General features: G+C 67.0%; 11 protein-coding genes and 1 pseudogene. 4 read left to right on the forward strand and 8 right to left on the reverse strand.

Features of this window, described 5'->3' with window-relative positions; genetic code table 11:
• Positions 1-117: pseudogene (locus QOZ99_RS10630) on the forward strand (IS630 family transposase); the annotation flags it as partial.
• Positions 118-797: 680 nt separating this feature from the next.
• Here the strand turns inward: QOZ99_RS10630 and QOZ99_RS10635 are convergent.
• From QOZ99_RS10635 to ppdK, 4 genes are all read right to left on the reverse strand, one after another.
• The gene (locus QOZ99_RS10635) at positions 798-1,022 is read right to left on the reverse strand and encodes a hypothetical protein (protein WP_306889951.1); all 225 of its coding nucleotides are present in this window, start codon (positions 1,020-1,022) and stop codon (positions 798-800) included.
• Between the two features lie 215 nt (positions 1,023-1,237).
• A complete protein-coding gene (locus QOZ99_RS10640; RefSeq protein ID WP_183188944.1) occupies positions 1,238-1,447 on the reverse strand; it encodes a cold-shock protein in 210 nt (69 codons plus the stop codon).
• 238 nt (positions 1,448-1,685) lie between these two features.
• Positions 1,686-2,240: a cysteine hydrolase family protein gene (locus QOZ99_RS10645; RefSeq protein WP_306889952.1), complete on the reverse strand. Its 555-nt coding sequence runs from the start codon at positions 2,238-2,240 to the stop codon at positions 1,686-1,688.
• A 94-nt stretch (positions 2,241-2,334) separates the two neighbouring features.
• Positions 2,335-5,013: a pyruvate, phosphate dikinase gene (gene ppdK, locus QOZ99_RS10650; protein WP_306889953.1), complete on the reverse strand. Its 2,679-nt coding sequence runs from the start codon at positions 5,011-5,013 to the stop codon at positions 2,335-2,337.
• Positions 5,014-5,307: 294 nt separating this feature from the next.
• Here ppdK and QOZ99_RS10655 point away from each other — a divergent pair, with 294 nt between their 5' ends.
• Positions 5,308-5,706, forward strand: a complete 399-nt coding sequence (locus QOZ99_RS10655; protein WP_306889954.1) for a DoxX family protein — start codon at positions 5,308-5,310, stop codon at positions 5,704-5,706.
• Positions 5,707-5,777: 71 nt separating this feature from the next.
• Here the strand turns inward: QOZ99_RS10655 and QOZ99_RS10660 are convergent, their stop codons facing one another.
• From QOZ99_RS10660 to QOZ99_RS10675, 4 genes are all read right to left on the reverse strand, one after another.
• A complete protein-coding gene (locus tag QOZ99_RS10660) occupies positions 5,778-5,936 on the reverse strand; it encodes a DUF3096 domain-containing protein (protein WP_183188948.1) in 159 nt (52 codons plus the stop codon).
• Positions 5,937-6,059: 123 nt separating this feature from the next.
• Positions 6,060-8,306 (reverse strand): glycine--tRNA ligase subunit beta, encoded by a 2,247-nt coding sequence (glyS, locus tag QOZ99_RS10665; RefSeq protein ID WP_306889955.1) that lies wholly within the window; start codon positions 8,304-8,306, stop codon positions 6,060-6,062.
• 135 nt (positions 8,307-8,441) lie between these two features.
• Positions 8,442-9,755 (reverse strand): MFS transporter, encoded by a 1,314-nt coding sequence (locus tag QOZ99_RS10670; RefSeq protein ID WP_306889956.1) that lies wholly within the window; start codon positions 9,753-9,755, stop codon positions 8,442-8,444.
• A 40-nt stretch (positions 9,756-9,795) separates the two neighbouring features.
• Positions 9,796-10,740, reverse strand: coding sequence for a glycine--tRNA ligase subunit alpha (locus QOZ99_RS10675; protein ID WP_306889957.1), 945 nt, complete (start codon positions 10,738-10,740; stop codon positions 9,796-9,798).
• A gap of 126 nt (positions 10,741-10,866) precedes the next feature.
• Here QOZ99_RS10675 and QOZ99_RS10680 point away from each other — a divergent pair, with 126 nt between their 5' ends.
• A complete protein-coding gene (locus QOZ99_RS10680) occupies positions 10,867-11,298 on the forward strand; it encodes a GNAT family N-acetyltransferase (protein WP_306889958.1) in 432 nt (143 codons plus the stop codon).
• Between the two features lie 77 nt (positions 11,299-11,375).
• The gene (xseA, locus tag QOZ99_RS10685) at positions 11,376-12,971 is read left to right on the forward strand and encodes an exodeoxyribonuclease VII large subunit (protein ID WP_306889959.1); all 1,596 of its coding nucleotides are present in this window, start codon (positions 11,376-11,378) and stop codon (positions 12,969-12,971) included.
• The last annotated feature ends 151 nt before the right edge of the window (positions 12,972-13,122 follow it).

The following is a 13,122-nucleotide window of genomic DNA, read 5'->3' on the forward strand; positions in this document are numbered from 1 at the left end:
CAGAAGCGAACCATCGAAGACACCTGGCGCCATGTCGGCGAACTCGTCCACGCCATCGACCCAACCGAGTGCGCCAACTATCTCAAAAATGCCGGATACGCTTCAATCAAAACATGAAACGCTCTAGGACCAAACCACTCTCGGTAATGCCGTCCACGTCCAACGGGACATGGAACCGAGTATACCCGCCTTCATCAAGGGACGGGCCTGGCAGCGTCCAAGCGACAGAAACAGGAATAAGCTTTGTGGCGTCTATAAGTTGCGGCAGCGACATACCGAACGCTACCGCGAATCCAGCGGTCTAGGCGAGTCCCTTACGTGAAGGGGGGCACTTGTCTCAAGGGGATAATCGCCTAATTTTTTGCTCGATGTGTTCATTGAGGTGACAATAGAGGAATTTTGCAGTCTGCCAGAACCAGAAAATGGGTGATTCCATTTAAATATCTGAAACTAGGAATTGCACCGAATTTTAATAATACTGATAGATTAGAGGATGTCTCGGAAATACTCTCGAAGACAGCCGGCCCGGCCGCAGCCGGAGGCTGAGAGCCGGCGGCGTCAACCAGGATGCGGTCACGATCCCGGATATGGCCTGCGGCCATTCCGGGATGACGGTGATAGAAGAGTTTCCAAGAAGGCTCTTACGCCTGACTGGCGTGTTTGCGCTTTTAATACTGGGAGCTTGGTAGGCGATCTTTACGTGGAAAGGTGGGCAGGACGCCGTCGAGCCCGCCATTCCTGACCGCACAACCCGTATCGCTCGGGACGCCAACCCTCAGCGACCCAAGTCGGAACCCCTACTTCCCGCCGCGCGCGCTGGTGGCGCGGGCCGGCTTGGCCGGGGGGAGCGGGAGGGCGGCGTCGCGGGCGAGGCGGGCTTCACGCAGGCGGGCGGTCTTGGCGTCGCGCCGGACGGTTTCCTGGTTGATCAGGCTGCGCGCGACACGCGCGACCGTCTCGGCCTTGCTCTCGGTCTTGGTGAGGTTGGGCTTGAAGAGATCGTCGTGGGTGGTCTTGGCCATCGTCCTAATCTCCTTCACATGAAAAAGGCCGGGGCTGATCCCGGCCTTCCCTGGAGCCTCGTCGCAATCGGGCGGATGCCCGATTGGCCAAGGCTCTTCATTGCGCGCGCTGGGCAGGATCATCCGGCGCGGATCCGAAGGATCCGGCCGCGATCGTGCCCGGTGGCTCAGCGCTGCGTGCCAGTACATCCGTGGTCACGCAACGCCGGCACGAATCACACGTCCTGAAGTTGGCCGGCCGTCTGCTTGCCGGTGCGGCTGTCGGCTTCGATCTCGTAGGAGATCTTCTGCCCGTCGCGCAATTCGCTCCAGCCTGCCCGCTGAACGGCGGAGATGTGGACGAAAATGTCCGACCCGCCGGCGTCCGGCTGAATGAATCCATAGCCCTTCTGGCCGTTGAACCACTTCACGGTGCCTGTCGTCATGATGAATTCCCTTCACTCGATATAGAAAATCGTTCGGTCACCCGAGGGTGATCGTCACGCCGTCATCGATTTGAGAGGAAGTTCGCCACCGCGCGAAACGCGCAAACAAAGCTCAACGTGCAAGATCGATGTGGATAACTTATAGATTCGCTGGTGATATTGCAACCCTGCAGGAATGTTATTTTTCCGCACACGTCCTCGTGGCGGAAAAGCGATCGGCGAAGACGATGCCCGCTCGCTAGATCAGGTCGCCAGCGCGAAGCACCGTGCCGTATTCGCCATGCATGTTGGCCAGCGACAGCGCGTGCACCTCGTCGGCGCTGCGCCATCGTCCGGCATGGTCGCGGCGCGCGAAGGTGAAGCAGCCGTCCTCGATCAGAATCACCCGGAAGCCGAGATCGGCCGCCATCCGCACCGTCGCCTCGACGGAATTATTGGTGATGACGCCGGCGACCACCAGGGTGCCGATCCCCGCCGCGCGCAGGAGGGGCTCAAGCTCGGTGCCGATGAAGGCGCTGTGCGCCTGCTTGGCGATCACCGCCTCGCCGGGGAGCGGCATGGCTTCCGGCTTGAAGGCGCTGCCGGCGCCACCTGGCGCGTAGGTCGAGGTGGGGTCGGTGGATTCGTGGCGGATGTGGAAGATCGGCCGTCCGGCCTCCCGCCAGACGGCCAGCAGGCGGGCGATGACCGCTTCCGCGCCGGGATTGTTGCGCGGCCCCTGTGCCGCCCAGCGTGGATCGTCGATGGCTGTCTGCAGATCGATGAGGATGAGCGCGGCGTTGGGCGGCAGCATGCGGGCGTCCTCCGGTACGGTCAGCATAAACGAAAACGGCCGGGGCGAACCCCGGCCGTGCTCGTGTCATGATCCGCTGGCGGGCCTGGCGGACTCACGCCTGGCTGGCGGCCTGCGTCTTCAGCGCCGCCTGCGCGGCGGCAAGGCGGGCGATCGGCACGCGGAAGGGCGAGCACGATACATAGTCGAGCCCCACTTCCTCGCAGAACGCGACCGAGGCCGGATCGCCGCCATGCTCGCCGCAAATGCCGAGCTTGATGTCCGGGCGCACCGCGCGGCCGCGCTCGGTGGCGATCTTCACCAGTTCGCCCACGCCATCGACATCGATCGAGACGAACGGGTCGATCTCGAAAATGCCCTTGTTGATGTAGGTGCCCAGGAACGTGCCGGCATCGTCGCGCGAGATGCCGTAGGTGGTCTGGGTCAGGTCGTTGGTGCCGTAGGAGAAGAACTCCGCCGTCTCGGCGATCTCGCCCGCCTTCAGCGCGGCGCGCGGCAGCTCGATCATGGTGCCGACCTGATAGTCCAGCTTGGTGCCGGTCTCGGCCTCCACCTTGGCGGCGGCGGCGTCGATGACCTCCTTCACCAGGTCGAACTCCTTCTTGCCGGTGATGAGCGGCACCATCACCTCCGGTACCACCGGCTTGCCGGTGGTCTTCTGCGCCGCCACCGCCGCTTCGAAGATGGCGCGGGCCTGCATTTCGGCGATTTCGGGGAAGGCGATGGCCAGACGGCAGCCGCGGAAGCCGAGCATCGGGTTGAACTCGTCGAACTCGCGCTTGCGGGCGGCGAGCTTGGCGGCGCTGACGCCGAGGCCTTCCGCCACTTCGGCGATTTCCGCGTCGGTGTGGGGAAGGAATTCGTGCAGCGGCGGGTCGAGCAGGCGGATCGTGACCGGCAGCCCGTCCATGATCTCGAACAGTTCCTGGAAGTCCGAGCGCTGGGCGGTGAGCAGCTTGGCCAGCGCGGTGCGCCGGCCCTTCTCGTCATCGGCCAGGATCATCTCGCGCACGGCGCGGATGCGGTCGCCCTCGAAGAACATGTGCTCGGTGCGCGAGAGGCCGATGCCTTCGGCGCCGAAATCGCGGGCGGTGCGGGCATCCAGCGGGGTCTCCGCATTGGCGCGCACCTTCAGGCGCCGCACGCCGTCGGCCCAGCCCATGAGCGTGCCGAACTCGCCGGAAAGCTCGGGCTGCAGCGTGGGCACCGCGCCGGCGATCACCTGGCCGGTGGCGCCATCGATGGTGAGGATGTCGCCGCGCTTCAGCGTCACGCCGCCGGAGGTGAGCGTGCCGGCGGCATAGTCGACGCGGATGGTGCCGGCGCCGCAGACGCAGGGCTTGCCCATGCCGCGCGCCACGACGGCGGCGTGCGAGGTCATGCCGCCGCGCGTGGTGAGGATGCCCTGCGCCGCGTGCATGCCGTGAATGTCTTCCGGCGAGGTCTCGATGCGCACCAGGATGACCTTGCGGCCCTGTGTCTTGAGCAGTTCCGCGTCATCGGCGGAGAACACGATCTCGCCCGAGGCGGCGCCCGGCGAGGCGGGAAGGCCGGTGCCGATGACCTTCTTGTCGGCCTTGGGGTCGAGCATCGGGTGCAGCAGCTGGTCGAGCGAGGCGGGATCGACGCGGGCGATGGCCTCCTCGCGGGTGATCACGCCGTCATTGGCCAGTTCGACCGCGATGCGCAGCGAGGCCTTGGCGGTGCGCTTGCCCGAGCGGGTCTGCAGCATCCACAATTTGCCGCGCTCGACGGTGAATTCGAGGTCCTGCATGTCGCGATAGTGCTGTTCCAGCACGCCGGCAATGCGCTGGAACTCGGTGAACACCTCCGGCAGCGCCTTCTCCATGGACGGCTTGTCGGAACCGGCCTCGATGCGCGCGACTTCGGTGATGTTCTGCGGCGTGCGGATGCCCGCCACCACGTCCTCGCCCTGGGCGTTGATCAGGAACTCGCCATAGAGCGCGTTCTCGCCGGTGGACGGGTTGCGGGTGAAGGCGACGCCGGTGGCGGAGGTCTCGCCCATATTGCCGAACACCATGGCCTGCACGTTCACCGCCGTACCCCAGCTCTCGGGGATGGCGTGGAGGCGGCGATAGACGATGGCGCGCTGGTTCATCCACGAGCCGAACACGGCGCCGATGGCGCCCCACAGCTGGTCGGCCGGGTCCTGCGGGAACGGGCGGCCCAGCTCGTGCACCACAAGCGCCTTGTAGCGCTTGACGATTTCCTTCCAGTCATCGGCGCTGAGGTCGGTGTCGAGCGTATAGCCCTGGTCGGCCTTGAAGCCGTCCAGCACTTCCTCGAAATGGTGGTGCGGGAAATCGAGCACCACGTTGGAATACATCTGGATGAAGCGGCGGTAGCTGTCATAGGCGAAGCGCGCATCGCCGGAGGAGGCGGCGACCGCCTCGACCGTGGTGTCGTTCAGCCCGAGATTCAGCACCGTGTCCATCATGCCGGGCATGGAGGCGCGGGCGCCGGAGCGCACGGAGACGAGAAGCGGGTTGGCGGGGTCGCCGAAGGTGCGGTCGGCCAGCGCGCCGATATGGGCCAGCGCGGCGTCGACATCGGCCTGCAGTTCGGCCGGATACTTGTTTCCGTTGGCGTAATAATACGTGCAGACCTCGGTCGAGATGGTGAAGCCGGGCGGTACCGGCAGGCCCAGATTCGACATTTCCGCGAGGTTCGCGCCCTTGCCGCCGAGCAGGTTGCGCAGTTCCGCCGCACCTTCCGCCGTGCCGTCGCCGAAGGTGTAGACCCATTTCGTCATGTGGGGAGCCCCGTTGCTTTCAAGCGCGAACGCGCCCTCATCGCCTTGATGGAAATTCAGACGAGATTAAAAATAAAGCACCTACAATGGGTTCGGGCGGAGTGAGACAGTTTTGCCGCTCGTTTTCCCACTGGATGATCTAGCGGTTTGAGGTCCCTCATTCAATCCATCATTTGCAGTGCGGCATGGCTTTGTGCCGCGCACCGGAATGTGACCACATCGATGGATTGTGACCAAACCGGCAATCGGTCAGTTTCGCCGGGCTTGGAAACCACCTCGCGTACAGGGCTCATCATGAATGCTGTTTTGAATCGTCTCGCGCCGCATGTTCTCAGCCTGCTGCGCGTCGCCTCCGCGCTGCTGGTCATGCAGCACGGCACCACCAAGATCCTCGGCTTTCCCGCGACGCAGATGTCGGGGGTCAGCATCTTCACCATGGCGGGCGCGGCCGGCGTCATCGAACTGGTCGGCGGGCTGCTGCTGCTGATCGGGCTGTTCTCGCGCGCGACCGCGTTCATCCTCTCGGGCATGACCGCGGTGGCCTATTTCCTGGTGCACGCGCCGCGCGATTTCTTCCCCATCAACAATGGCGGCGAGCTCGCGGCGCTGTATTGCTTCGTGTTCTTCTATCTCGTCTTTGCCGGCCCCGGCCCGTGGAGCGTCGACGCGCTGCGCGGCGGCGAGAAGGCCTGACCGCTCCCGCGATGAGACAAGCCGATGCCTGGGTTCGCCCCGGGCATCGGCCCTATTCCGTGCGGGCAGGATCAGAACGGCAGCTTGAAGCCGTGGCCGAGCAGGCCGGTGACGCCGATGAAGATGAGATAGATCGCCACGATGAAGTTGAGCAGGCGCGGCATCACCAGAATGAGGATGCCGGCGATCAGCGCGACGAGCGGCTGGATGGCGACGATGTTGATTTCCATGAGAGTCTCCCCGGGGTGGTAACGACATAAGCCGCCCCGGCGCGGATGGTTCCGTGCCGGACGGGCCTGTCGCGCCACCCAACGGGTGCAGGATACCGCCCGCCCCGGCCGCCGGCGAGGGGCTCAGCCCTCGATGCGATCGAAATCGGCGATGGCGCGGGTAATCGCGCGGATATCGGCCAGCAGGCGCAGCCGGTTCTGGCGCAGGGCCGGGTCTTCGGCGTTCACCGTCACCTTGTCGAAAAAGGCATCGACCGGCCCACGCAAGCTGGCGATCAACGCCATGGCGGCCTCGAAATCCTCGCGGTCCAGCGCCTGCTTGATCTGCGGGCCGAGCGCGGCGATGGCCTCGCCCAGCGCCCGCTCCTCCGGCTCGTGCAGCAGCACCATGTCGACGCCGCCTTCATAGGAGACGCCGTCCTTCTTCTCCTCGATGCGCAGGATATTGGCCGCGCGCTTGGTGCCGGCCAGCAGCGTCCGGCCGTCCTCGGTGGCGAGGAACCGGCCGAGCGCCTCGACGCGCTTCACCACCAGCAGCAGATCGTCCTGGCCGGGGAGCGCGAAGACGGCATCGACGAGGTCGTGGCGGGCGCCTTGTTCGCGGAGGTGAACCTTGAGGCGGTCGGCGAGGAAGGAAAGGAGGTCGGAAATGATCTCATGTTCGTCTGACTGCGGAGGTGCGTTGAAGCGGAATCTATTTCCCAATTCCGTTGCGTGTTTCGCAAGAAATATAAGTTTTCCTGTGCTTTCCTCATTCTCTGAAGCTTGACGAGTCTGGAGGTGATTTTGAATGGCGATATTAATAGCTAACCGCGTGCGACGCAGCGGTTTCAGAATTACGCTCCGAAGATCAAGCGTCAGCCCGTTCTCCAGCACCAGCCGCACCACGCCTAGCGCCGCGCGGCGCAGCGCATAGGGGTCCTTGCTGCCGGTCGGCTTCTCGTCGATGGCCCAGAAGCCGACCAGCGTGTCGAGCTTGTCGGCCAGCGCCACGGCGACCGAGACCGGCGCGGTCGGCACATAATCCGTCGGGCCCTGCGGCTTGTAATGCTCTTCCGCCGCCGCGGCGATTTCCTCGGGCATGCCTTCGAGCCGCGCGTAATAACGCCCCATCAGGCCCTGCACTTCGGGGAATTCGCCGACAACTTCGGTACGCAGGTCGCTCTTGGCATAGCGCGCCGCCTGCTTGGTCAGCGCCGGATCGGCCCCGACCAGCGGCGCCAGCGTTTCCGCCAGCGCGGCGATGCGCTGGATGCGCTCATATTGCGAACCCAGCTTCTCGTGGAAGGTGACGTTCCGGAACCGCTCCAGCCGTACGTCGAGCGGCACCGTCGCGTTGGTGCGCTGGTCCGTCTCCCAGAAGAACTTGGCGTCGGACAGGCGGGCGCGGATGACGCGCTCATTGCCGGCGATGATCGCCGTGCCGCCATCGCTGGCTGCGAGATTCGACACCAGCACGAAGCGGTTGGCCAGCCGCCCGGTGGCGGGGTTCCGGAGCACGAAGCACTTCTGGTTGGCGCGGATGGTGGCGCGGATCACCTCGTCCGGCACGTCGAGGAATTCCTCCTCGAAGCCGCCCATCAGCACGACCGGCCATTCCACCAGCCCGGCGATTTCCTCCAGCAGGCCGGCATCCTCGACCAGTTCCAGCCCCTGGGCGAGCGCGAGGTCCTTGGCGTCGTTGAGGATGATGTCCTTGCGCCGCTCGCGGTCCACCACCACGAAGGCGGCTTCCAGCTTGGCCATCCAGTCCTCCAGCCGGCGCACGCGGATCGTGCCGGCGCTGAGGAAGCGGTGGCCGCGCGTGGTATCGCCCGATTCCAGCCCGTCAATCTCGAAGCGCACCACTTCGGGCTCCTCGGTCTCCGGCCCGAAGGTGCACAGGATCGATTGCAGCGGCCGCACCCAGCGCAGCGCGGCGGGATGGACCGAGGCCTTGCCCCAGCGCATCGATTTCGGCCACGGGAAGGCGCGCACGATCTGCGGCACGATCTCGGCGATCACTTCCGGCGTGGTGCGCCCGTGCTTGTGGATGCGCGCGACATAGAAGGAGCCCTTTTTCGGGTCGGTCTCGATGGTCGCCTGATCGAGGGAGGCGAGCCCCGCCGCCTTGAGGAAGCCCTGAATGGCGGCCTCCGGCGCGCCGACGCGCGGGCCCTTGCGCTCCTCATGCACATCCGGCTGGTGCGCCGGCAGGCCGTGCACCGCGAGCGCGAGCCGGCGCGGCGTCACGAAGGCCTTGGCGCCCTCATAGACCAGACCTCGCTCGACCAGCGCATCGGTGACGAGCTTCTTCAGCGCGTCCGCGGCGGCCGCCTGCATGCGGGCGGGGATTTCTTCCGAAAACAGTTCGAGCAGGAGATCGGGCATGGGGCGGTTCGATACGCTGTCGGCGCCGGCACGCGCGGTGCCGGCGGGGATGGAGGTCGGGTGAGGCCCTAGCACGTCGCGGCGCGCGGCGGGAGTGCGGATTTCGGCAGCGGGCCGGGCGGGGGCGCCCGGAGATCAGGTCAGCGACGCCCCGCTCCGCTCCTTCAGCGTCAGCGCCGCCGCGAGCGACACCAGCGAAATGCCGATCAGATAGACCGCCGGGCCCATGTCGAAGGCCTCGCGGTTGACGAGATAGACCGCGACCATCGGCGCCGTGCCGCCGGCAAGGCCGAGCGCGACATTGTAGCTGAGCGAGAGCGCCGTGCAGCGCGCGCCGGGGCGGAACATTTCCACCAGCGTGGCGGGTATGGGCCCGGCATAGCAGGCGGTGAGCACGGCAAAGCCGAGCTGGCCGAGCAGCGCGCCCTGCGCCCCGCTCTCCAGCAGGCGGAACAGCGGCCAGGAAAACAGCACCATGCCGGCAAGGCCGGCGAGGATCACCGGCTTGCGGCCCACCCGGTCCGACAGCGCCGCGAAGAGCGGCGCCAGCACCAGCACGGCGATCATGGAAATCGTGTTGATCTGCAGCGAGAGCCGCTGCGTCAGCCCGTCCACCTGCTGCATATAGGTGGTGAGGTAGACGAACAGCAAGTAGAAGCCGGCGCCGAGCGTGAGGTTCAGCGCCGCCGCGCGCAGCATGTCGGCGCCGTCGCTGCGCAGCGCCATCCTCAGCGGCAGCTCGACCTTCGCGCCCTTGGCCCGCCCCGGCCGGGGCGGGGCGTGCTCGATCGCCGCGTTGCGCAGATAGAGCGTGAAGCCGCCCAGCACGATGCCGAGCAGGAACGGGATGCGCCAGCCCCAGGCGATGAGGTCGTCGGTCGACATCATCATGGCGGTGACGGCGCCCACCATTGACCCCAGCAGCGTGCCGCCCGAGGCCCCGCAGCCGGCGAAGGAGGCGATCAGCCCGCGCCGGCCGGGCGCGGCGTTCTCGGCGAGGAAGATGGCGGATGTGGTGTATTCCCCGCCGATCGACAGCCCCTGCAGCAGGCGCAGCAGCAGCAGCAGCACGGGAGCCAGCGCGCCGATCGTGGCATAGGTCGGCAACAGGCCGATGGCGACCGTTGACGCCGTCATCATGGCGGCGGAGAGGAACAGCGCCGGCCGCCGCCCGTAATTGTCGCCGATATGGCCGAACAGCACGCCGCCGATCGGCCGCATGAGGAAGGAGGCGGCGAAGATGCCGAAGGCGGCGATCAGCCCGACAAAGGCATCGCTGGCGGGAAAGAAGTTCTTCGCGAAGATCGCCGCCAGGAAGCCATAGGCGGCGAAGTCGTACCATTCCAGCGCGTTGCCCAGCGCCCCGGCCAGAAGCGCCCCCGGCGCCGCGCGCCGGGTCGCCGGTCCGGTATCTCGGTAGCCTGCATCGTCAAGGCTGGTCACGGACACGGCGCAGTCCCCATGGGGGGCACGGATGAATGGGATGAGGTCAGGCGGCCGGTGTGCCGCCCGCCGCGGTCTTGAGCCAGGCCGCCCCACAGGCCTTGGCAAGCTCGCGCACGCGCAGAATGTAGCTTTGCCGCTCGGTGACGGAAATCACCCCGCGCGCGTCCAGCAGGTTGAACACGTGGCTGGCCTTGATGCACTGGTCATAGGCCGGCTGCGCCATGAGATGGCGGCTCTTGGCGTCGTCTTCCCAGCCGGCTTCGAGATATTTCGATGCCGCGCTCTCGGCCATCCTGAACTGCTCGAACAGCATGTCGGTGTCGGCATGTTCGAAATTGTGCCGGGAATATTCCTCCTCGGCCTGCAGGAACACGTCGCCATAGGTGACTTTCTCCGTCCCCTCGCGGCCGTTGAAATTGAGGTCGTAGACGTTCTCGACCCCCTGCACATACATGGCGAGACGTTCCAGCCCGTAGGTCAGCTCACCCGCCACCGGCGAGCACTCGAAGCCGGCCACCTGCTGGAAATAGGTGAACTGCGAGACTTCCATGCCGTCGCACCAGCACTCCCAGCCCAGCCCCCAGGCGCCCAGGGTCGGGCTCTCCCAGTCATCCTCGACGAAGCGCACGTCATGGAGGTTGAGATCGATGCCGATCGCCGCCAGCGAGCCGAGATACAGCTCCTGCAGATTGGCCGGCGAGGGCTTCAGGATCACCTGGTACTGGTAATAATGCTGCAGACGGTTGGGGTTCTTGCCGTAGCGCCCATCCTTGGGCCGCCGCGAGGGCTGCACATAGGCGGCCTTCCACGGCAGCGGCCCGAGCGCGCGCAGCGTGGTGGCGGGATGGAAGGTGCCGGCACCGACCTCCATGTCATACGGCTGGAGAACCACGCAGCCCTTGTCCGCCCAGAAGGCATGAAGCGCGAGGATGAGCCCCTGGAACGATTTGTCGGGGCGCATATGGGGCGGCAGGGCGGGATCGATCATGGGAGGCGGCCGGCGGTTGGCGGGAAAACGCGCGCAACCTAGGCCGGGCAAGGGCGGGGATCAAGGTGGGTCTCGCGTCCGGCGCCATGCGCTGGACAGCCGGAGGGGAAGCGGTAGCCTTTCCCTATGGAAGCTGATTCTCCCCTTCGTATCCGCCACGCCATCGGCCCCGACGACATCGCCGGCCTTGCCCGGCTTTGGGCGGAGATCGGGTGGGGATCGGCCGAATTCGAGGGCGAGGAGCAGGCGCGCAAGGCTCTCGCCGGCTCCGGCTGGATCGCCATCGCCGAGGTCGACGGCCGCTTCGCCGGCTATGCGCGGGCGCTGACGGATGGGGTGCTCGTCACCTATCTCGTGGAAGTGGCCGTGGTGGCCGACCTGCGGCGCAGGGGAATCGGCGCCGCGCTCATCCGTTCCTGCCTGTCCGCCTTCCCCCACACAGCGCTCTATGCCGATGCCGGGCCGCTGGCCGTCGGGCTGCTTGAGCGCCACGGCATCGTGCCGCGCCCGGCCTATTACACCGCCTGCGCCCGCGGCCCCCAGCGTCCGGTGGCCTGATCGGGGAGGCATGACCGGCGGGGGCGAGCAAGGGCGGCTCGGTTTCCGAGTGGGAAAAATCCGACTATCACTCCCCCATGCCCGACCTTGCCCCCGAATCGCCCGCCTCCAACGCCCCCGACTGGTCCGTCTCGGAACTCTCCGGCGCGCTCAAGCGCACGGTGGAGGAATCCTTCGGCCATGTGCGGGTGCGCGGGGAAATCTCCGGCTATCGCGGGCCGCATTCCTCGGGCCACGCCTATTTCAGCCTGAAGGACGCCAATGCCCGCATCGATGCCGTGGTGTGGAAGGGCGTGTTCGGCCGGCTCAGGCTGAAGCCCGAGGAAGGGCTGGAAGTGGTCGCCATCGGGCGCATCACTACCTTTCCCGGTAAGTCCTCCTACCAGATCGTCATCGAGCAGATCGAATTCGCCGGCGCCGGCGCCATCATGGCGATGCTGGAGGAAAGAAAGCGCCGGCTCGCCAGCGAGGGCCTGTTCGATGGCGCGCGCAAGCGCCGCCCGCCTTTCCTTCCGCGCGTCATCGGCGTCGTCACCTCGCCGACCGGGGCGGTGATCCGCGACATCCTGCACCGCCTGTCGGATCGCTTCCCGCGCCATGTGCTGGTGTGGCCGGTGCGGGTGCAGGGCGACACCAGCGGGGCCGAGGTGGCGGCGGCCATTCGCGGCTTCAACGCCATCGCGCCCGGCGGCCCGATTCCGCGTCCGGACGTGCTCATCGTCGCGCGCGGCGGCGGCTCGCTGGAGGATCTGCTCGGCTTCTCCGAGGAGAGCGTGGTGCGGGCAGCGGCCGAGAGCGCCATTCCATTGATCGCCGCGGTCGGCCACGAGACCGACGTGACGCTGATCGACTTCGCCGCGGACGTGCGCGCGCCCACCCCCACCGCCGCCGCCGAAATGGCGGTGCCGGTGCGCGGCGAGCTTCTCGCCGAGATCGGCAGCCTCAAGGCCCGGCTCGGCGGGGCGCTGGCGCGCGGCACGGAGCGGCGCCGGGCCGAACTGCGCGCGCTGGGGCGCCTGCTGCCGGGCGCGGATACGCTGCTCGCGGTGCCGCGCCAGCGCCTCGATGTCGCCGGCCAGCGTCTGCCGCGCGCGCTCAAGGCCAATGCGGGGGCGCATCGCCTGCGCCTCACCCGGCTTGAGGGGCGGCTCGGCCCCGAGCGGCTCGCCGCTGTCATCGAGCGGCGACGCGAGCGGTTCGGCCTGTTCGCCAGCCGGCTCGCCAGCGCGCTGCGCGCCAATGCGAGCGCGCATCGCGAACGCCATGCGCGCTCGCGCGAGCGGCTGGAGGGCGCGCATGCCCGCCTGCTGCCGAGCTTCAACCGGGCGGGGGCGGAGCGCCGCCGCCGGCTGAAGGCGCTGGAACAGCTGATGCAGGCGCTGTCCTACAAGGGCGTGCTCGCGCGGGGCTATGCGCTGGTGCGCGATGCCGCGGGCGAGCCGATCCACGCCGCCCGCCAGATCGCCGCCGGGCAGGCGCTGGAGATCGAATTCCACGACGGTCGCCTCGCCGCCACGGCCGGTCCGGCGGGCGCCTCGGGGGAGCCGCCGCCTGCCGCGCCCGGCTCGCCGGCGCCGTCGTCATCCGGCCGTCCGCGCGCGGCCCGGGCGGGCGCCCGCAAGGCCAAGGCCTTGCCGGACAAGGACGCGCAGCCCACCTTGTTCGAGAGCTAGCATTTTCCAGCGACGTGGATTCCGGTTCGCGTGAAGAAAATGCGTCAAACCAAGAATCTGGAGCTTTTCCGGTGAACCGGAATTCACCGGAAAAGCTCTGGCGAACGCGCCGATCGGATGGCCGCGCAGTCGGATCGGGTGGCGTGTTCTC

Source organism: Ancylobacter amanitiformis (assembly GCF_030814815.1).
Classification (GTDB): Bacteria; Pseudomonadota; Alphaproteobacteria; order Rhizobiales; family Xanthobacteraceae; genus Ancylobacter; species Ancylobacter amanitiformis.

Excerpts from the sequence above, each read along its gene's own strand:
- QOZ99_RS10635 (WP_306889951.1), bottom strand. The coding sequence starts at position 1,022 with ATGGCCAAGACCACCCACGACGATCTCTTCAAGCCCAACCTCACCAAG.
- QOZ99_RS10640 (WP_183188944.1), bottom strand. The coding sequence starts at position 1,447 with ATGACGACAGGCACCGTGAAGTGGTTCAACGGCCAGAAGGGCTATGGA.
- QOZ99_RS10645 (WP_306889952.1), bottom strand. The coding sequence starts at position 2,240 with ATGCTGCCGCCCAACGCCGCGCTCATCCTCATCGATCTGCAGACAGCC.
- ppdK (WP_306889953.1), bottom strand. The coding sequence starts at position 5,013 with ATGACGAAATGGGTCTACACCTTCGGCGACGGCACGGCGGAAGGTGCG.
- QOZ99_RS10655 (WP_306889954.1), top strand. The coding sequence starts at position 5,308 with ATGAATGCTGTTTTGAATCGTCTCGCGCCGCATGTTCTCAGCCTGCTG.
- QOZ99_RS10660 (WP_183188948.1), bottom strand. The coding sequence starts at position 5,936 with ATGGAAATCAACATCGTCGCCATCCAGCCGCTCGTCGCGCTGATCGCC.
- glyS (WP_306889955.1), bottom strand. The coding sequence starts at position 8,306 with ATGCCCGATCTCCTGCTCGAACTGTTTTCGGAAGAAATCCCCGCCCGC.
- QOZ99_RS10675 (WP_306889957.1), bottom strand. The coding sequence starts at position 10,740 with ATGATCGATCCCGCCCTGCCGCCCCATATGCGCCCCGACAAATCGTTC.
- QOZ99_RS10680 (WP_306889958.1), top strand. The coding sequence starts at position 10,867 with ATGGAAGCTGATTCTCCCCTTCGTATCCGCCACGCCATCGGCCCCGAC.
- xseA (WP_306889959.1), top strand. The coding sequence starts at position 11,376 with ATGCCCGACCTTGCCCCCGAATCGCCCGCCTCCAACGCCCCCGACTGG.